Origin of the sequence: Ruegeria sp. R13_0 (assembly GCF_017743995.1) — a bacterium.
In the GTDB taxonomy this organism is placed as follows: domain Bacteria; phylum Pseudomonadota; class Alphaproteobacteria; order Rhodobacterales; family Rhodobacteraceae; genus Ruegeria.
The window spans coordinates 20,344-38,470 of sequence record NZ_JAGHRB010000020.1 but is presented as its reverse complement, the minus strand read 5'-3'; the positions used below and the strand labels follow the sequence as shown (position 1 = coordinate 38,470).

Sequence of the window (18,127 nt, the reverse complement as noted above, 5' to 3'; positions counted from 1 at the left end):
GGGAGAAAGAGACCATGACCAGATTTATGACTGCCGGAGCAGCCGCTCTGGCCACGAGCCTAGCCCTTGGCACTGCCGCTGTCGCCGAAACCACGCCTGATCTGCGCGGTATTTGGACGGCCAGTCAGACTACAGTTTCGCCGTCGAATTCGGCTACCGGCGATGCTCCGCGATTTAACCAGTCGGAATGGGTGCTCGAAATTCAGGCTCAGAACGACAATGTGTTCTGGGGACCGAGTATGTGGCGTCGCAATGCCATGGATGACTGGACGATGTACGAGGCCACCGGTTCCATCAGCCAGGATGGCTCGGGAAAGATCGGGATCGTCGAAAGCTCGGCCGAGCCGGCGATTGGCGTGAACGCCTTGATCGACGCGCGCTACGAGGATGGGCGAATTTATGCGGATTTCCGTAGCCTGCGGACTGGAACTACCTACAGCACCGTTCTGGAACGTCAGGTGAACTGAAGCGTTTCTGGCCCGGCCGGACTGTAGGGGGTACAGACTGTCGCCTGATTTTGACGACGACAGAATAGTAGGTAAACCGTCCGGGTCGGAACGCTTCTCAATATCGGAATACTCGTCTCCATAGGGAGGAGGCGGACCGGACGGTGATTTCGCCGCTCGCGACGGGATCCAGAATATAGCGGGTTTACACGCGGTGTTCCTCGGCCCGGGTTACTCGGATCTCGCGAACCTTCAGCGCGCAGTCGCGCACGGTGAAAATTCGCCGTCCGGTCCAAGCTCCATTACAGAATGGAATCCTATCCGCAGTATGCCGCAGATTCTGTTGGTAGGATTTGTCCAGTTGACCTTTTGCGAGCATATCTGCTCTGCCTCCGCGACCGACGTCAGCAGGGCTGGCGTTTTTTAAAGCGTCGGTTAAGGATCAATACCGGGCGCAAGCCTCACTCTAAATACCGTCTTGTGCATATGCTCGACAGCGCAGGTGTATAGTAGGGAACTTAGCCCTGTTTCGGTCCGAACGATTCGGCTCTGCGGAAGGTGCGGCGTTGTCAATTCCTGTAGTTTGCGATCAGTTTATCGTCTGTTGCCGTTTGCGCCTGCAGCAAATCGCAACATTCCGGTCAGAATTTGGCGAAAAGAGTTTTGCAATTCTAACCTTACGTGGTTGTCGAGAAATCCGGAGTTATCCACAGTACCTTCCCGGCAGATATCAACAACTTATCCCCGTCTGATTTCCATGCTGCAGTGCTATTTTCTTGCCCGATAACGGGTGCAATGCAAGATTGGTTTCACCGCTGGAGTTCCTCGGATCAGAAGGCGGGATGCAAAGGCCAAGGGGGTCTGCGCAGGGAAGGTGGATCTTAGGATTGACGTTCTTTTGCAAGGGCTTACCGGTGGGTGGTGTATTGAGTTGAGGCTTCGTGCCTTGGGTCGACGGATCATCTTCTCAAATGGGCTTTGTGCGTCGCGGCGACTTTCGGGTTTGTGGCGACGGCTGCGGTTCCTTCGGGGGCCGGGGCAACTGGTTCGAAGTGGTCTTAGGACAAACTTCGTCCGGGTAAGGCGTCAGGGGTTGCCCGCAAGGGCGCATGCAAAGACCGCGTCTGCGCACCTGACGCCTTTTCCCTTGCTGGCTTCATGCAGGCTACCACCCCCCCCCCCCCTCGTCAGAATGGGAACGGGGCTCTTTCGCATGTGCAAAAGAGCCCCGTGTTAACGTCAGATGATGCAATGCCGCGTCTATGCACCTGTGCTTATATAGTAGCCAGTTCAGCCCACTGCATCAACAACATATTGCGTGCGTCATCCTGCAATCCGCAAGATGAAGGCGTAAATCAGAGGTTTTCCTGCACGTCCGAGGCTGCGTTTTGGATCGCATCGCCCGCTTTTTCGATGTCTTTGCCCGCGCCTTTGGCGGTTTCACAGGCGGTCAGTGCAAACAGGCTTAGGCCAATCAGAATTGCGCGGATCATGTTTTTCTCCTTCATGCTCGATCAGGCCTTCGGTAGCAGTATCTTACTGAGGAGGCTAGCACTTTTGCGGTTTACCGGGGGTCGCGCTGCGTCTACGCCTGCGGCCTGCCGGGCGAACTGTTAGTGCCCTGTGTTTTCGCTGCAGAACAGCTCATATACGGTTTCCAGCATCCGACGGGGCTTGTCATCGGCCAGTCGGTAATAGATCGCCTTGCCGTCGCGGCGGGGCGTCACCAGCCCCTCCAGTCGCAAGCGCGACAACTGCTGCGACACTGCGGCCTGGCGGGCGGACAACAGGGTCTCAAGCTCGGTTACAGATTTCTCTCCCGACGCCAGATGGCACAGGATCATCAGACGCCCTTCGTGGCTAATCGCCTTCAGAAAATTCGCCGCCCGCGACGCGTTTTCGACCATGCGGTCAAGCTCTGCCGAAGGGGTGTCCTGAGTGATTTGGGGGAGTGCCATCTTTGCTTGTTCCTTACGATCCCTCTGAGGGTGGTGCCAGCCTTTTCCATTTATCGGATACGTGCATCCAATTTGCTTGTTTTGCACTTTTACGCCCATATGCATGAATCAAAATACTGTGATCAGAGAAGCCGTAAGCCAAAAGCACCACTTTCGGCCCCTGCGCAGGGTAGGTCCAAGGCAAAGGCCGCCGTGTCCTGCGAACAGTTTGCAAGGTCGTTCTTGTCGGCCCCCCTTGCAGCCCCCCGGTGGCGACACTAAGACTCGGGTAACTCTTGTTGGGATAAAGTCCCGATCCATAGCAAAGCAGGCAGGTTCCGAATGTTCGATCCAGTAGATACCTATATGAATACGCTCGTGCCCATGGTCGTTGAGCAGACCAGCCGGGGGGAGCGTGCCTATGACATTTTCTCGCGCCTGCTCAAAGAGCGGATCATCTTCATCAACGGTCCGATTCACGACGGGATGAGCCATCTGATCGTCGCGCAGTTGCTGCACCTAGAGGCGGAAAACCCGAACAAGGAAATCTCGATCTACATCAACTCGCCCGGCGGCGTGGTGACCAGCGGTTTGTCGATTTACGACACAATGCAGTACATCAAGCCGAAATGTTCGACATTGGTCATCGGTCAGGCGGCCTCGATGGGCTCGGTTCTGCTGGCCGGTGGCGAGGCGGGCATGCGCTTTTCGCTGCCCAACAGCCGGATCATGGTTCACCAGCCCAGCGGCGGATATCAGGGTCAGGCCAGCGATATCATGATCCACGCGGCCGAGACGCAGAAGCTGAAAGATCGCTTGTATGACATCTACGTGCGTCACACGGGTCAGACCAAGAAGGCGGTTGAAAAGGCTCTGGATCGTGACAACTTCATGAGTCCCGAAGAGGCCAAGGATTGGGGCCACATCGACGAGATCGTCGAAAACCGTGCCAAGATGGATACGGAAGAGGCCTAAGAAACGCGTCCCGCGCGCCAAGTGCGGGGCCATTTTGAGATTGTAGCCGCCAGAGCGCTGGCCTAAGCTGCACGAACATGCGCAAGCGCGCCCCAAAGGTAGGGGCGCAGAGACGAAGCCCGAAAGGTAGATCATGGCGACGAATTCAGGCGGTGACGGCAAAAACACGCTCTACTGCAGCTTTTGTGGAAAAAGCCAGCATGAGGTGCGCAAGCTGATCGCAGGCCCGACCGTTTTCATCTGTGATGAATGCGTCGAGCTGTGCATGGACATCATTCGCGAGGAAACAAAGGCCAGCGGTCTGAAGTCCTCGGACGGGGTGCCGACACCCAAGGATATCTGTGAGGTTCTGGACGACTATGTGATCGGTCAGGCCACAGCCAAGCGGGTTCTGTCGGTTGCGGTCCACAACCACTACAAACGTCTGAACCACGCCCAGAAAGCGGGCAGCGATATTGAACTGGCCAAGTCGAACATCCTGCTTATCGGCCCGACCGGTTGCGGCAAGACGCTGCTGGCCCAGACGCTGGCGCGTATTCTGGATGTGCCGTTCACCATGGCCGATGCGACGACGCTGACCGAAGCTGGTTATGTGGGTGAGGATGTTGAGAACATCATCCTGAAGCTGCTCCAGGCCAGCGAATACAATGTTGAACGCGCACAGCGCGGCATCGTCTACATCGACGAGGTCGACAAGATCACGCGCAAGTCCGAAAACCCGTCGATCACTCGGGACGTCTCGGGTGAGGGTGTTCAGCAGGCGCTGCTGAAACTGATGGAAGGCACCGTCGCCTCGGTTCCGCCTCAGGGCGGCCGTAAACATCCGCAGCAGGAGTTCCTGCAGGTGGACACCACCAATATCCTGTTCATCTGTGGCGGTGCTTTTGCTGGTCTGGATCGGATCATCGCCCAACGCGGCAAAGGCTCGGCGATGGGCTTTGGCGCTGACGTACGCGACAATGACGAGCGTGGCGTTGGCGAAATCTTCCAGGATCTTGAGCCGGAAGACCTGCTGAAATTCGGATTGATCCCTGAATTCGTTGGCCGTCTGCCGGTTCTGGCCACGTTGGAGGATCTGGATGAGGACGCTCTGGTGACCATCCTGACCAAACCCAAGAATGCACTGGTCAAACAATATCAGCGTTTGTTCGAGCTGGAGGACGCGGAACTGTCCTTTACCGATGAGGCGCTGAAATCGATCGCCAAGAAAGCAATTGAGCGTAAAACAGGCGCTCGGGGGCTGCGTTCGATCCTCGAAGATATCCTGCTGGATACGATGTTCGAACTTCCGGGCCTCAAGAATGTGACCGAAGTGGTTGTAAACGAAGAGGCCGTGACCTCTGACTCTCAGCCGTTGATCATCTATGCGGATGCAGTGCCAGAGTCGGCGTCAGCTGGCTAACGGGTTAGGGGGCGCTGCCCCCGCCGCCTTTCAGGCGACTCCCCCGGGATATTTCCAGCCAGATGAATTGAGGATCCTATACTTCATCTGGCCATAAATATCCCGGAGCGCGAGGCAGAGCCTCGCATAAATTCATGATATTCAAATTCTCGGAGAAATGAACCGTGACCGCAATCAAGCGTATCTCTTCAGGTGGTGAATTCGAGGGCAAGGTCGGCTATTGCCGCGCCGTGGTGGCCGGAGGGTGGGTTCACGTTTCCGGCACTGTTGGACAGGGTGAGAGCGTCGTCGATCAATGCAGATCAGCATTGGACGTCATCGGAAAAGCCTTGGAGGAAGCTGGTGCAGGTTTCGCCGATGTTGTTCGCGTGACCTACATGCTGCCCGACCGGACCGAATTCGAGCCGTGCTGGCCCGTGTTGTCCGAGGTTTTCGGAGCCAATCCACCGGCTGCGACGATGATTGAATGCGGTCTGATCGACCCCAAATACCGGATCGAGATCGAAGTGACCGCTTTATTGCCGCAGTGACGCAGTCACGCGGCGGGTACTGGACCTTGGCGCGCCTTTGGGTCATACCTTCTCGGGACCGAATTGGCGGAGGCGGATCATGGGCATCCTGAACACTCTTTTGCGGGCCGTAACCTGGTGGAACGGGGCAACCCTTAACACACAGATTTTCACTGCGCGTAAAGGTGTTAAAGTTGGCGAGGACAATGAAGGCAACGTCTTTTATAAAACCGCCGATGACAGCAAACGCTGGGTGATTTTCAACGGTGAGGCTGAAGCCAGCAGGGTTGATCCCGATTGGCACGGGTGGCTGCACCGTACCTGGGATGAGCCGCCGACAGACAAACCGCTGGCGCACAAGGCCTGGGAAAAACCGCATCAGGAGAACCTGACAGGCACCGCGCTTGCTTACACCCCTGCGGGGTCCTTGCGCCGGGCAGAGCCTGTTGAGCGTAAGGACTACGAGGCCTGGAGCCCGGAATAAGACGAGGCGAGCAATGTCGACCCACAACTGGACCGAAGTATTCGTCGGCGGTGCCGTCTTGGCCTGCGCCGTCGCGTTTGGTGTATATGCCAGTCAATCCACCGGCCTGTCGCAAGGCAGTGCCGGATATGAGCTGGGCGCGTCCTTCCGGTCGCTAGAAGGTGTCAACGTTGGAACCGATGTGCGCCTTGCGGGCGTCAAAATCGGGACCGTTACCGACGTGACCCTGAACCCCGAGACCTACCGCGCTGATACGACATTTTCGGTCGCGGATGGTGTTCTCGTGCCCGATGACAGTGCCATCGTGATTTCCTCCGAAGGGTTGTTGGGGGGCAATTTCGTTGAGGTAATGCCCGGCGGGTCTCCGTTCTATTTTGAGCCCGGCGATCAGATCGAAGATACGCAGGGCGCGGTCAGCCTGATCTCGTTGCTGGTGAAGTTTGTGGCCGGGGACGGCAGCGAATGATACGCGCTCTGGCATTTGCGTTGGCGCTGGCCGCGACATCCGTGACGGCTCAGCAAACGGTTCAGTCCGGGCCCGGCGCTATGTTGCGCGGCTTGGATAAGGTCAACGGTCAGACCGTGGATGTTGAGCTGCAGACTGGTGAAACACAGGCCGTCTTTGGTCTGGATGTCGCCTTGGGGGATTGCCGCTATCCGGTCGACAACCCCACCGGGGATGCGTTTGCTTTCCTGACCATCTGGGAACAGGGCAAGGCGGAGCAGTTGTTTGACGGCTGGATGATCGCGACCTCTCCGGCACTGAATGCCTTGGATCATTCGCGCTACGACGTTTGGGTGATCCGCTGTATCACTCCATCGGCGGACTGAGGCACCTCGGCGGCAAAGTCGGCGCTATCGCCAATCGCTTCTTCCAGCGCTTTTCTGTAGTCACTGCGGGGGATTTCGATCGCGCCGAGTGAGGCCAGATGGGCGGTCAGAAACTGAGTATCGAATAGCTGAAAACCGGTCTGTCGCAGGCGGTCCACCAGATAAGCCAGCGCGATTTTCGAGGCGTCTGTGCGACGTGAGAACATGCTCTCGCCAAAGAACGCAGCGCCCAAGGCCACTCCGAAAACGCCTCCGACAAGCTGGTCATCTTCCCATACTTCCAGAGAGTGTGCTTGGCCTGCGTTGTACACCTGTCGATACAGGTCGCGCAGCTCGGCGTTAATCCATGTGTCTGCACGATCGGCACACCCATCGACGACGCCTTCAAAATCCTGATTGATCGAGATGGAAAAGCCGCATCTCCGTATCCGCTTTGCAAGGCTGCGCGAGATGTGGAAACCGTCCAGCGGGAAAACCCCGCGGAATTTGGGGTCGACCCAGAACAGGTCCGGGTCATCGCGATGCTCGGCCATCGGGAAGATGCCGATCGAATAGCCATGCAGCAAGAGTTCTGGTGACAGGCTCATGAGGAACATCCAAGGGCCGGACGGCGCATGCCAACCGGCCCTGTGGGGTTAGTCGGCCATATTCTCCGCAAGCCAATGCTCCAGCCAGTGGATATTGTAGTCGCCGCTATGGATGTCCGGCTCCTGCAACAGCGCGTGGAACAGAGGCACTGTGGTGTCGATGCCGTCTACGATCAGCTCTCCCAAAGCGCGTTCCAGGCGGGCCAGAGCCTCAGCCCGGTCACGGCCCTGAACGATCAGCTTGGCAATCAGCGAGTCGTAATATGGCGGGATTGAGTAGCCGTCATAGAGCGCGGAATCCATCCGCACGCCCAAACCACCCGGTGCGTGATACGCGCTGATCTTGCCGGGGCAGGGCGAGAAGTTGGGCAGTTTTTCTGCGTTGATCCGAACCTCGATGGCGTGGCCGTTGATCTCAAGATCATCTTGTCCGAACGACATCGGCAAGCCCGAGGCCACGCGGATTTGTTCGCGCACCAGATCGACGCCGAAGATACCCTCGGTCACCGGGTGTTCAACCTGCAGGCGGGTGTTCATCTCGATGAAGTAGAACTCGCCTTTTTCGTACAGGAACTCGATGGTGCCGGCGCCGATATAGTTGATCTTGGCCACCGCGTCGGCGCAGATTTTGCCGATCTTGGCGCGTTCTTCGGGGGTGATGCAGGGACCGGGGGCCTCTTCGAACACCTTCTGGTGACGACGCTGAAGCGAGCAGTCGCGCTCACCCAGGTGGACGGCGTTGCCTTTGCCGTCACCGAAGACCTGTATTTCGATATGGCGCGGCGTGGTGAGGTACTTTTCGATATAGACCTCATCGTTGCCAAAAGCGGCCTTGCCTTCGGCGCGCGCGGTCATGAAGGCGCTTTCCATTTCATCCGCACTCATCGCGACTTTCATGCCGCGCCCGCCGCCACCGGCTGTTGCTTTGATGATGACGGGATAGCCGAATTCCTCACCGATGCGCTTTGCGTCTTCCAACGTTGGAACGCCACCGTCGGAGCCGGGAACACACGGCACACCCAGCGCCTTCATCGTGTCCTTTGCGGTGATCTTGTCGCCCATCACGCGGATATGTTCGGCGGTGGGGCCGATGAAGGTGATGTCGTGGTCTTCGACAATCTGCACGAACTCAGCGTTCTCGGATAGGAAGCCATAGCCGGGGTGGATCGCCTGCGCGCCGGTGATCTCACAGGCCGAGATGATCGCGGGGACAGACAGATAGCTTTGCGGGCTGGGCGGGGGGCCGATGCAGACCGATTCGTCCGCCATGCGCACATGCATCGCGTCGCTGTCGGCGGTGGAGTGGACGGCGACCGTCTTAATCCCCATCTCGCGCGCGGCGCGGATGACGCGCAGGGCGATCTCGCCTCGGTTGGCAATCAGGATCTTGTCGAACATGGGCCCGCCTTACTCGATGATGACCAGAGGGGTGCCGAATTCCACAGCGTCGCCATCGCCGACCAGAATGCGTTTCACGGTGCCCGATTTGGGCGCGTGGATGTGGTTCATGGTTTTCATCGCTTCGACGATCAGCAGCGTGTCTCCTTCGGAAACAGACGCACCGACCGAAACGAAAGAGGGCGCGCCGGGCTCGGGCTGCATGTATACTGTGCCGACCATGGGCGAGGTCACAGCGCCGGGATGGCTGGCCGGGTCTTCCACATCTGCGGCGGGGGCTGCTGCAGGGGCCGGCGCGGCAGCGACAGGAGCTGCGGCTGCAGCCGGAACGGCGACCTGAACCGGAGCGGCAACCGCCTGTGCTGCGCGGCTGACGCGCACGTTCAGGCTGTCTTCCTCGCCATATTCGCGTTTGACCTGCAGCTCGGTCAGGTCATTTTCGCGCAGCAATTCGGCCAAGGCTTTGATGAACGCCACATCCGCTTCGTGTTTGGTATCTGTCATGAGTATCCTCGAAGGTTCCCCTTTGGCCCGTCTGTGTTTGCGCGGGCTTCGATCTGATTACGCAGCGTTATAAGCCAAGCGAGCAGCCATGAAAAGCGCCGTTTAAGCCTGAAAACAGGGGGTTTGGACGGTTTATTGCGAGTGGTTGTACCTACAGGGGCATACCAGAGAGCTTTGCGACCAGTTCCGGCAGTTTGCGAGCGCCAAATTTTTCCAGCAGTCGGGCGCGGTAAGCCTCGATCGTACGGTAGCTCAGGCCAAGCTCCATGCCGATTTCCTTGGCCGACAGGCCGCGGCAAGACAGGATCGCCACTTCACGCTCGCGCACGGTCAGTTCCACCAGCGGCCGCTCCTCTGAAATGTCGGAAAAGCTCCAGATTCCATGGCGAAACGGGTCGTCAGGGGTCAGCGAGCGTCCGCGCGCGCGGCACCAAAACAGGTCTCCGTTCCGACGTCGCATCACCCGTTCATCGGTGTAATAGCCGGTATCGCGCATCACTTGCAGGCTGCGCTGTCCGATTCTCTCCCAATCCGCGACCGAGGGGTAGAGATGCAGCAAGGGCATGTTGTTGTATTCGGCTTCATCCCCGCCAAAGGTCCGCGCAAATTGCAAATTGCACCGTCTGATGATGCGGTTTTCCAATTCGACAAGGCCGATGGGTGCATATTCAAAAGCTGGATCGCTCATACCCATATGGTGGCGGTAAATGCAGGAAATGAGAAGGGGCGAAGCGCGTCTGGCGGTGCGGCCGAGGGCCGTACGTTGTTAATCTTGTCAATTCGCTCTGAAAACTGATGCATAACACCAAGAAAATGATAGGATAAACTGAAAATACGGCCAACCAAAGATAGCTGAACGTGACTGAGGACCTTGACCATGCGGGATTTGCTGACCGGTAGCCGGATCCGCGAAAGACGGCAGATCGCGGGTCTGAGGCAGGCAGAGCTTGCGCGACAGGTGGGGATCTCGGCCTCTTACCTAAACCTGATCGAACACAACCGCCGCCGGATCGGGGGCAAATTGCTGGTCGATATTGCAGGGGCGCTGGCAGTTGAGCCCTCCGTTTTGACGCAAGGGATCGAAGCGACCTTGATATCGGCTTTACGCGAGGCGGCGGCTGATGCGGTGGGCCAGCAGGCCGAGATTGAAACGCTTGAGGAATTTGCAGGCCGCTTTCCCGGCTGGTCGGGGGTTTTGGCGCAGATGCACCGGCGTGTCGTGTCGCTGGAACGGACGGTTGCAACGCTTTCGGACCGATTGACCCATGACCCGCATCTGGCAGCCTCGATGCACGAGGTGCTGTCCACCGCAGCGGCGATTCGGTCGACCGCAGCGATTCTGGCCGACCCTCAGGATATCGACGCCGAGTGGCAGGACCGGTTCCACCAGAACCTTCATCAGGATGCCGAACGACTGGCCGACAGTTCAAAGGCGCTGGTGACCTACCTAGACGAAAGCGATACGGCGAAAGACCCGCGTGGCGCACCGCTGGAAGAGGTCGAGGTGTTTCTTGAGGCGCGCGGCTACAGCTTTCCCGAACTCGACGCTGGTCAGGGGGCAGATGTCATTGATCTAGGCGGTCTGAATACCTCCGCTGCACGTAACCTTGCAGGGGAATGGCTTAGGCAGAGTGAGGCTGACGCCAAGGCCATGCCGCTTGATGCCCTCAAAACCACGCTGGCAGATGGTGATCCGAACCCTCTGGAACTGGCGCGGCGATTCTCGGTCGATCTGCCGACAGTGTTCCGACGCTTGGCTGGCCTGCCTGAAGGGGTGTTGAGCCGACCGGTGGGGCTGGTGATCTGCGACGGCTCGGGCAGTATCCTGTTTCTAAAGCCTGTCCCCGGCCTGTCACTGCCACGCCACGGCGAGGCCTGCCCGCATTGGCCGCTGTTTTCTGCGCTGAACCGGCCTCTGGTTCCGATCAGACGGCAGGTCGCGCAGCAGGGGCGTGCTGCTGCAATGTTCGAATGTCATGCTTATGCCTGGCCGCACGGCGTGTCCGGATATGAACAGGAACCATCGTATCGCGCGGCCATGCTGATACGGCCACTAGTTGATGCCGAACCGAACGCAGAGACGACACGGGTCGGTCCAAGCTGCCGGATTTGCCCAAGCGGCGATTGCGGTTCTCGTCGCGAGCCGTCAATTCTCAGCGAAGGCTTTTGACAGGTTCCCGAACAACCGCTTAATCTGGCCAAGACCGGTTCCGGGGTGGAGGCCAGTCATCGGGAGGATATACACAAATGAGCCGTAAGGTTCTGTTGATTGAGGATGAGCCCAACATCGCCGAGGCCATCCGGTTCTTGCTGACTCGTGAGGGGTGGCAGGTCGAGACACACGGCGATGGTGCGGATGCGCTTCAGGTGATTCAGGGCGCGCAGCCCGATCTGGTGATTCTGGACGTGATGCTACCCGGCAAGAGCGGGATGGACATTCTGCGCGATCTGCGCGCCTTGGACGACATGAAGGACCTGCCGGTTCTGATGCTGACCGCGCGCGGGCAGTCCAGAGATCGTGAGATGGCCGAGAATGCGGGTGTCAGCCGCTTTATGACCAAACCGTTTTCCAACGCCGAGGTGCTGACCGCCGTGCGCGATCTGCATGCGCAGGCGACGCAGTTATGACGTCGTCCGAGGGTCAGGACCGCACGTCGCGCGGTGCGCGGCCCTCTTTGTTTCTGGAACGGCAAAGCTATCGTCGGCGTAGGCTGGCGGATTCGGCTCGGTTACTGCCATTTCTGGGTGGAGCACTACTGGTGCTACCGCTGCTGTGGCCGGATGCCGAGTCTGAATCCGGTGGTGTGCCGCTGTCGTCGGCGATCTTCTATATTTTCGCCTGCTGGATTGGTCTGATTCTGATCAGCCTGTTTTTTGGCTTCGTTGCCCGGCGCTCTGGCGTGGATGACAGCCACGGGTCGGACGCGGGCTGATGGCAACGCTGAACGTCCTGATTCTGGTCTGTCTGGGCTATGTCGTTCTTTTGTTCGGCGTCGCCTTTGCCGCAGACAGGATGGCGGTGGCCGGGCGGGGCAAATGGCTGCGCTCCCCTTTGATTTACACGCTGTCGCTGTCGATCTACTGCACAGCCTGGACTTTTTACGGCGCGGTCGGCAACGCGGCGCGGTCGGGGTTGGAGTTCGTGACTATCTACCTCGGGCCGACTCTGGTGATGATCAGCTGGTGGTGGGGACTGCGCAAACTGGTGCGTGTGGGGCGCAGCCAGCGCGTGACATCAATCGCGGACCTGTTGTCCTCGCGCTATGGCAAGTCGAACACGCTGGCGGTGTGTGTCACGATTTTGGCCGTGATTGGTGGCACGCCCTATATCGCGCTGCAATTGCAGTCGATTACCCTGTCTTTCTCGATCTTTGCCGAGGCCGACCCCTCGGGTCTCTACCGCGAAGGCTCAAGCGTGTTTTGGGTGGCGGCTGGGCTGGCGATGTTTGCGATCCTGTTCGGCACCCGCAATCTGGATGCCAATGAACGCCACCATGGCGTGGTCACTGCCATTGCGGTCGAGTCGGTGGTCAAACTGTTTGCGCTGGTGGCTGTCGGCATCTTCGTCGTCTGGGGCGTTGCCGGTGGCTTTGGTCCAATGATGGAGCGGATTGACGCCTCGGAGATTGGCAAATGGCAAGTGGATGCTGGTCGCTGGACGACCTTTATTTTCCTGTCCGCTGCCGCCTTTGTGTGCTTGCCGCGCATGTTCCAGGTGATGGTGGTTGAGAATGATGACGAGGGCCATCTGCGCACCGCCGCCTGGGCCTTTCCCTTATACTTGCTGCTGATGAGCCTGTTTGTTGTCCCCATCGCCGTTGTCGGGCTCGATATGTTGTCGGAAGGGTCCAACCCGGATCTGTTCGTTCTGACCGTGCCGTTGTCGCAGGGCAAGGACGGGCTGGCGATGCTGTCCTTTATCGGGGGATTCTCGTCGGCGACCTCGATGGTGATCGTAACGGCAATGGCCCTGTCGACGATGGTGTCGAACCACGTCGTGATGCCGATCTGGCTGAACACGCACGAGCGGGTCGGGTCCGTGCCCGGAGACGTGCGCAACATCGTATTGATGGCGCGACGTATCTCGATCGCTGCGATAATGGCGCTGGGCTATTTCTACTACAGCCTGTCGGGCGGCGGCGCGGCGCTGGCTTCGATCGGGTTGGTAGCCTTTAGCGGTATTTCGCAAATCCTGCCCGCGATGGTCGGCGGATTGTTCTGGCGCGGAGCCACCAGAACCGGTGCCCTGGCAGGTTTGACCGTGGGTTTTGTTCTATGGATCTACACGCTGCTTCTTCCCGGAATGGGGGCGGCATGGATGCCCGAGAGTGTGCTGCTGAACGGACCATTTGGTATTGCATGGCTGCGACCTCAGGCCCTGTTCGGGATCGAAGGTATCGACCCAATGGTGCATTCGGTCATGTGGTCGATTTCCCTGAATACGGTGGTGTTCTGCGTCGCATCCCTGCTGAGCTTTCCCAGCCCGTTGGAGCGGCTTCAGGGCGCGCAATTTGTCAATGTCTTTGACCACTCGGTCGCGCCGCGCGGTTGGACCGGGTCGGTTGCGCAAAGCGAAGACCTGATGATCATGACCCAGCGCATTCTGGGCACGTCGCCCGCTCAGGAATTGTTCCAGCGCGAGGCCGAGCTTCAGGGCGGGCGCTCACCATTGCCCGAGCCGACACCCGGGTTTCTGGCCCGACTTGAGAGGGAGCTCAGCGGCTCAGTAGGGGCGGCCACCGCGCATGCGATGATCGGGCAGATCGTGGGAGGAGCCTCGGTTTCGGTCGAGGACCTCCTGGCCGTCGCTGACGAATCTGCGCAATTGTTGGAGTATTCCAGCCAGTTGGAAGAGAAATCGGCCGAACTTAGCCGCACGGCACGCCAATTGCGCGATGCCAACGCCAAGCTCACCCAAATATCTGAGCAGAAAGACAGTTTCCTCAGCCAGGTCAGTCATGAATTGCGCACGCCCATGACCTCGATCCGGGCGTTTTCCGAGATTATGCGCGACACCGAAGGGCTGAGCGGTGAAGAACAGACCCGCTATGCCGCCATCATTCACGACGAGGCGCTTCGCCTGACACGTCTGCTGGACGATCTACTCGACCTCAGCGTTCTTGAGAATGGGCAGGTCAGGTTGAACCTCGGCGACGATACGTTGCGTTCGGTTCTGGATCGGTCGATCTCCAGCGCGCTGGCGGGCACGGATCAGCGGTTGGTTGTGCGGCGCAGCAAGGCATCCGAGCGTATCCCCTTGCAAACTGATCTCGACCGCTTGGGGCAGGTGTTTATCAACCTCATCTCCAATGCGCGGAAATACTGTGATGCCGATGAACCCGTTCTGACGATCTCGGCGCATGATGTGGGCGGGCAGCTGGTTGTGGATTTCATCGACAACGGCAGCGGAGTGCCGCCAGATGCGCGGTCAATGATTTTTGAGAAATTCGCCCGGGTCGGAGGGGACAAGGCCGGCGGTGCCGGGCTGGGTCTGGCGATTTGCCGCGAGATCATGCACCGTTTGGGCGGCGATATCACATATCTGCCGGGGCAGGGCGGTGCGGCGTTCCGCGTCAGCCTGCCTTTGGCCTACCGGCAGGCCGCGCAATAGTTCGGTTTAAAGAAGTTCGTAACCTCTGATGGGTTACACCAAGATTCACGACAAGAAATCGGATGGTACCGAAGCCATGGCACACACGGCCGGCGCCGCTTTGGCGCGCAAATTGTCAGTGGGGCAGGGGGATCTGGGGGATCGGCCCCGCTCGATCCTGCGGGCGTTGCGCTTGGGCTTTGCGCGGGCCGCAGGTGAGCGTTTGAACCTTCCGCTGGCTGTTATCGGGGCAAAACAGGCAGATCGGGCGCAGGCCGGGCTTGCGGCCACATTGGCCGAGGATTGGTTGCTGCTGAAATTTACGGGGCCAGAGGGGGTTGCTGCGGCCTGTCTGGATTTGAACTGCGTCTCGGCCATCGTTCAGACCCAAACCATTGGTGAGGTTACACCGGACGCGCCCGCCGAGCGGGGCTTTACGGATACGGACGCCGCCATGGCCGCACCACTGGTCGAGGATGCATTGCGCCGAGCTGTCGGTCTGGTCGATCCGGCAGATCAGCAGGGTTTGACCGGGTATGAGTATGCCTCAAGGGCGGCGGATTTGCGTGGCCTGATCTTGTCGCTGGTGGCAGATAGCTACCGCGTTTTTGACCTGACTGTGGAACTTGGAGGCGGGTTGCGTCAGGGCCAGATCACGATTGTGCTGCCTGATCCGCCCGCGCCCGACGAAGCCGAGATAGAGCTGGATATCGACACGGGCCGTCGGCTGGAGCAGTCATCAGGCGTTGTCCGGGCCGAACTGAACGCCGTGGTGTGCCGGATGAGGTTGCCTTTGGCGCATCTGTCCGCGCTTGAGGTGGGCAGCCTGTTGCCTCTGACCGGCGCGCGGTTGGACCGGACTGAGGTTCTGACCATCGAACGTACTCGCGCCTCAGTCGGTCGTCTGGGGCAATCGGGCGGGATGCGCGCGGTTCGGCTGAATGAAAACGTACCGCTTCCAGCGCTGGATGCGTTGGAGACCGCTGAATTCATAGAAAGTCGACCGGCCAGTGTCCGGGGCGATATGGCTGACACAGGCGTAGATATCCTGTCCGATCCTCTCGATCTGGTCGCGAGCCCCTCCGTTGCCGATCCGGTCGACGAAGACCTGAGTCTTGTTGAGCCCGATCGAATGGTCGCGGAAATCTCGCAACTGGCGGGTCTCGATGGCCCGGAGGATAGGGAGGTCTGATCTAGTCCGACGTGTTACGCAACTGATCCAGTGTGGGACGTAGTTGCTCCAGTTGATACCCAGCATTGGTTGTAGCTGTCAGAATCTCATCCGTACTCATCTGGTCGCATTGACCCAGAGCCCAAACAACCGAACAACGCGTGCCGGACGCGCAATATGCCAGAACCGGGCCAGAGCAATTTTCGGCCATATCGCGTTGCTTGGCGACATTTTCGGGTGTCATGGTCTGGTGGGTCAGCTCCAGCACCTCGTATTCCAGCCCTGCTGCGCGGACCGCGTCTCCGATCGCATCGGATTGCATGATCTCGGGGACCTCAGCATTGGGTCGGTTGCAGATAACCTTGACAAAGCCGGCCTCGGCAATGGCGGGCACGTCCTCGACAGTGATCTGCGGGGACACGGCGTAGCGGGGGGTTATTGGTCGAATCTCCATGCCAATTGATTAGGCTGGGTTGGCCGCCCTGTCCAGTTGCGCGCGCAGCCCCGGCGCCAACCGCATCCCAGCCGCCATCGCTACCAGAAAGACGGCGCTGCTGGTCCCGCCATAGGACAGCGCCGCCATTGCCGGACCGGGACATAGACCGACCAATCCCCAGCCTGCGCCAAACAGGATTGAGCCGAGGATCAACCCTCGGTCAAGTTTGGGCCGAGCAGGTGCGGGAAATGTGCCGCCAGTCAACGGTTGGCGGGTCTTGGTCATGCGCCACGCGACCAACATGGGCAGAATCGCGCCTCCCATGACGAAGGCCAGCGTCGGGTCCCATGCGCCGAAGATATCCAGCCAACCCTGAACCTTTTGGGTGTCCGTCATCCCCGACAGCAACAGTCCCGCGCCAAACAGCGCGCCCGAAATGAAAGCGATCAACAATCGCATCAGATCACCCCCAAGCCGTGGCGGAACAGGGCCAAAACCACCGCTCCGGCAGCGATATAGATTAGGGTCGCAACAATCCCGCGCAGAGAAAACCGAGAGATGCCGCAGACCCCATGACCCGATGTGCACCCGTTGGCCAGCCGCGTGCCAATGCCAACGAGCAATCCGGCGACGACCAGAAGGCCCAGATTTTCTGTCAGGTGAGTTTGAGGCTGTTCGCTCATCAGACGGCTCATGATCAGCGGCATACCGATCAGCCCCAAGACAAATACCAGTTTCTCGCGCCTTGCCGGGCCGTCGATCAAACCTCCCAGAATGCCACTGGCCCCCATAATCCGGCCATTGCCCAGCAGGTAAAGCGCAGCGCCGCAGCCGATCAGGATGCCGCCACAAAGGCCCCATATCCAGTCCGGGTTCATTCTATGTCCATCCTATAGTGTTGGCGCAGGTCACAGCTTGTTGATCGGCAACTTCAGGAAAACATCGCCCTGTTCGTCGGCCGGGGGCATCTGGCCCGCGCGCATATTGACCTGAAGCGACGGCAGAATCAGCCGGGGTTTGGAGAGGGTCGCATCGCGTGCGTCCCGCATTTCAACAAACTCTTCGATGCTGCGACCTTGCCCGATATGGATGTTCAGCGCCTTTTGCTCACCCACCGTGGTCTCCCACGCATACTCATCGCGGCCCGGGGCCTTGTAGTCGTGCCCCACAAAAATGCGGGTCTCATCGGGCAGAGACAGGATTTTCTGGATTGAAGCAAAAAGCACCTCGGACGAGCCGCCCGGGAAATCGCACCGTGCGGTTCCGAAATCGGGCATGAACAAGGTGTCGCCGACAAAAGCGGCATCGCCGATCACATAGGTCAGGCAGGCCGGCGTATGACCGGGTGTGTGCAGCACATCGCCTCGCATCTGTCCGATGTGGAAACTGTCGCCCTCGCGGAAGAGGGCATCAAACTGGCTGCCATCTCGCTGGAACTCGGTCCCTTCATTGAAGATTTTGCCAAAGGTCTCCTGCACCTCGACGATGTGATGTCCGATCCCGATTTTGCCGTCCAGTTCCTGCTGCAGATATGGCGCAGCCGAGAGGTGGTCTGCATGCACATGGCTTTCCAAAATCCACTCGGTCTTAAGGTCTTTGGCGTGTACATAAGCGATGATCTGGTCGGCAGAGCTTGTCCCCGTCCGGCCCGAGGCATGATCGAAATCCAGAACGCTATCGATAATCGCACAAGCGCGGCTGCTGTCTTCGTGGACGACGTACGAGACCGTAAAGGTCTGGTCGTCGAAGAACGCTTTCACTTTTGGCTTCATGGTTTCCTCCACTTAGACGACATATAATAAAAACAGAATATGATACAAGAGCCAGTTCGGTTTTTGATGTCCGTCAAGGCACGAC

Annotated in this window: 22 protein-coding genes; 12 read left to right on the top strand and 10 right to left on the bottom strand. The window is 59.0% G+C overall.

What is annotated here, in order from left to right:
* The first annotated feature begins 14 nt into the window (after positions 1 to 14).
* Positions 15 to 467 carry a hypothetical protein gene (locus J7394_RS20245; RefSeq protein WP_209255784.1) on the top strand — a complete coding sequence of 151 codons (453 nt, stop codon included), beginning with the start codon at positions 15 to 17 and terminating at the stop codon, positions 465 to 467.
* 1,334 nt (positions 468 to 1,801) lie between these two features.
* Here J7394_RS20245 and J7394_RS20240 read toward each other — a convergent pair.
* Both J7394_RS20240 and J7394_RS20235 read right to left on the bottom strand, forming a co-directional pair.
* Positions 1,802 to 1,939, bottom strand: coding sequence for an entericidin A/B family lipoprotein (locus J7394_RS20240; RefSeq protein ID WP_170374868.1), 138 nt, complete (start codon positions 1,937 to 1,939; stop codon positions 1,802 to 1,804).
* A 120-nt stretch (positions 1,940 to 2,059) separates the two neighbouring features.
* On the bottom strand, positions 2,060 to 2,404 hold the full coding sequence (locus J7394_RS20235) for a helix-turn-helix transcriptional regulator (RefSeq protein ID WP_209255782.1): 345 nt from the start codon (positions 2,402 to 2,404) through the stop codon (positions 2,060 to 2,062).
* A gap of 321 nt (positions 2,405 to 2,725) precedes the next feature.
* On the opposite strand from J7394_RS20235, the gene J7394_RS20230 reads away from it, so the two are divergent.
* The 6 genes from J7394_RS20230 to J7394_RS20205 all read left to right on the top strand — a co-directional run bounded on the left by J7394_RS20230 (position 2,726) and on the right by J7394_RS20205 (position 6,584).
* Positions 2,726 to 3,358 carry an ATP-dependent Clp protease proteolytic subunit gene (locus J7394_RS20230; protein WP_170460761.1) on the top strand — a complete coding sequence of 211 codons (633 nt, stop codon included), beginning with the start codon at positions 2,726 to 2,728 and terminating at the stop codon, positions 3,356 to 3,358.
* 133 nt (positions 3,359 to 3,491) lie between these two features.
* Positions 3,492 to 4,760, top strand: coding sequence for an ATP-dependent Clp protease ATP-binding subunit ClpX (clpX, locus tag J7394_RS20225; protein WP_170374874.1), 1,269 nt, complete (start codon positions 3,492 to 3,494; stop codon positions 4,758 to 4,760).
* A gap of 164 nt (positions 4,761 to 4,924) precedes the next feature.
* Complete coding sequence (locus tag J7394_RS20220; RefSeq protein ID WP_170664822.1) at positions 4,925 to 5,290, top strand: RidA family protein; 366 nt, start codon at positions 4,925 to 4,927, stop codon at positions 5,288 to 5,290.
* 79 nt (positions 5,291 to 5,369) lie between these two features.
* Positions 5,370 to 5,753 (top strand): NADH:ubiquinone oxidoreductase subunit NDUFA12, encoded by a 384-nt coding sequence (locus tag J7394_RS20215; RefSeq protein ID WP_170374878.1) that lies wholly within the window; start codon positions 5,370 to 5,372, stop codon positions 5,751 to 5,753.
* A 13-nt stretch (positions 5,754 to 5,766) separates the two neighbouring features.
* Entirely contained in the window at positions 5,767 to 6,219 is a 453-nt protein-coding gene (mlaD, locus tag J7394_RS20210) for an outer membrane lipid asymmetry maintenance protein MlaD (protein ID WP_170468107.1), read from the top strand.
* Positions 6,216 to 6,584: a DUF2155 domain-containing protein gene (locus J7394_RS20205; RefSeq protein ID WP_209255780.1), complete on the top strand. Its 369-nt coding sequence runs from the start codon at positions 6,216 to 6,218 to the stop codon at positions 6,582 to 6,584. Before mlaD ends, J7394_RS20205 begins: the two co-directional genes overlap by 4 nt.
* Here J7394_RS20205 and aat read toward each other — a convergent pair.
* From aat to J7394_RS20185, 4 genes are all read right to left on the bottom strand, one after another.
* Positions 6,539 to 7,171: a leucyl/phenylalanyl-tRNA--protein transferase gene (aat, locus tag J7394_RS20200; protein WP_209255778.1), complete on the bottom strand. Its 633-nt coding sequence runs from the start codon at positions 7,169 to 7,171 to the stop codon at positions 6,539 to 6,541. The two genes, J7394_RS20205 and aat, sit on opposite strands and share 46 nt — an antisense overlap.
* 48 nt (positions 7,172 to 7,219) lie before the next feature.
* On the bottom strand, positions 7,220 to 8,569 hold the full coding sequence (accC, locus tag J7394_RS20195) for an acetyl-CoA carboxylase biotin carboxylase subunit (RefSeq protein WP_170460778.1): 1,350 nt from the start codon (positions 8,567 to 8,569) through the stop codon (positions 7,220 to 7,222).
* A 9-nt stretch (positions 8,570 to 8,578) separates the two neighbouring features.
* Positions 8,579 to 9,073, bottom strand: a complete 495-nt coding sequence (gene accB / locus J7394_RS20190; protein ID WP_209255776.1) for an acetyl-CoA carboxylase biotin carboxyl carrier protein — start codon at positions 9,071 to 9,073, stop codon at positions 8,579 to 8,581.
* A 151-nt stretch (positions 9,074 to 9,224) separates the two neighbouring features.
* Positions 9,225 to 9,761 carry a LuxR C-terminal-related transcriptional regulator gene (locus J7394_RS20185; RefSeq protein ID WP_170460784.1) on the bottom strand — a complete coding sequence of 179 codons (537 nt, stop codon included), beginning with the start codon at positions 9,759 to 9,761 and terminating at the stop codon, positions 9,225 to 9,227.
* A gap of 189 nt (positions 9,762 to 9,950) precedes the next feature.
* Between J7394_RS20185 and J7394_RS20180 the strand changes: the two genes are divergently transcribed.
* The 5 genes from J7394_RS20180 (at position 9,951) to J7394_RS20160 (ending at position 15,855) form a co-directional block, all read left to right on the top strand.
* The gene (locus tag J7394_RS20180) at positions 9,951 to 11,243 is read left to right on the top strand and encodes a helix-turn-helix domain-containing protein (protein ID WP_209255774.1); all 1,293 of its coding nucleotides are present in this window, start codon (positions 9,951 to 9,953) and stop codon (positions 11,241 to 11,243) included.
* Positions 11,244 to 11,320: 77 nt separating this feature from the next.
* Positions 11,321 to 11,701: a response regulator transcription factor gene (locus J7394_RS20175; protein WP_209255773.1), complete on the top strand. Its 381-nt coding sequence runs from the start codon at positions 11,321 to 11,323 to the stop codon at positions 11,699 to 11,701.
* Positions 11,698 to 12,006, top strand: coding sequence for a hypothetical protein (locus J7394_RS20170; RefSeq protein ID WP_209255772.1), 309 nt, complete (start codon positions 11,698 to 11,700; stop codon positions 12,004 to 12,006). Before J7394_RS20175 ends, J7394_RS20170 begins: the two co-directional genes overlap by 4 nt.
* The gene (locus J7394_RS20165) at positions 12,006 to 14,684 is read left to right on the top strand and encodes an ATP-binding protein (RefSeq protein WP_209255771.1); all 2,679 of its coding nucleotides are present in this window, start codon (positions 12,006 to 12,008) and stop codon (positions 14,682 to 14,684) included. The genes J7394_RS20170 and J7394_RS20165 overlap by 1 nt, the downstream gene beginning before the upstream one ends.
* Positions 14,685 to 14,712: 28 nt before the next feature.
* On the top strand, positions 14,713 to 15,855 hold the full coding sequence (locus J7394_RS20160; RefSeq protein WP_247748328.1) for a FliM/FliN family flagellar motor C-terminal domain-containing protein: 1,143 nt from the start codon (positions 14,713 to 14,715) through the stop codon (positions 15,853 to 15,855).
* A 1-nt stretch (position 15,856) separates the two neighbouring features.
* Here the strand turns inward: J7394_RS20160 and J7394_RS20155 are convergent, their stop codons facing one another.
* From J7394_RS20155 to J7394_RS20140, 4 genes are read right to left on the bottom strand one after another with little or no spacing between them, the layout of a single operon-like run.
* On the bottom strand, positions 15,857 to 16,288 hold the full coding sequence (locus tag J7394_RS20155) for a TIGR01244 family sulfur transferase (protein ID WP_209255770.1): 432 nt from the start codon (positions 16,286 to 16,288) through the stop codon (positions 15,857 to 15,859).
* Positions 16,289 to 16,297: 9 nt separating this feature from the next.
* Positions 16,298 to 16,729, bottom strand: a complete 432-nt coding sequence (locus J7394_RS20150; RefSeq protein ID WP_209255766.1) for a DUF6691 family protein — start codon at positions 16,727 to 16,729, stop codon at positions 16,298 to 16,300.
* Positions 16,729 to 17,148, bottom strand: a complete 420-nt coding sequence (locus J7394_RS20145) for a YeeE/YedE family protein (RefSeq protein WP_170468083.1) — start codon at positions 17,146 to 17,148, stop codon at positions 16,729 to 16,731. Before J7394_RS20145 ends, J7394_RS20150 begins: the two co-directional genes overlap by 1 nt.
* 30 nt (positions 17,149 to 17,178) lie before the next feature.
* A complete protein-coding gene (locus tag J7394_RS20140) occupies positions 17,179 to 18,042 on the bottom strand; it encodes an MBL fold metallo-hydrolase (RefSeq protein WP_170678338.1) in 864 nt (287 codons plus the stop codon).
* Positions 18,043 to 18,127 lie beyond the last annotated feature (85 nt).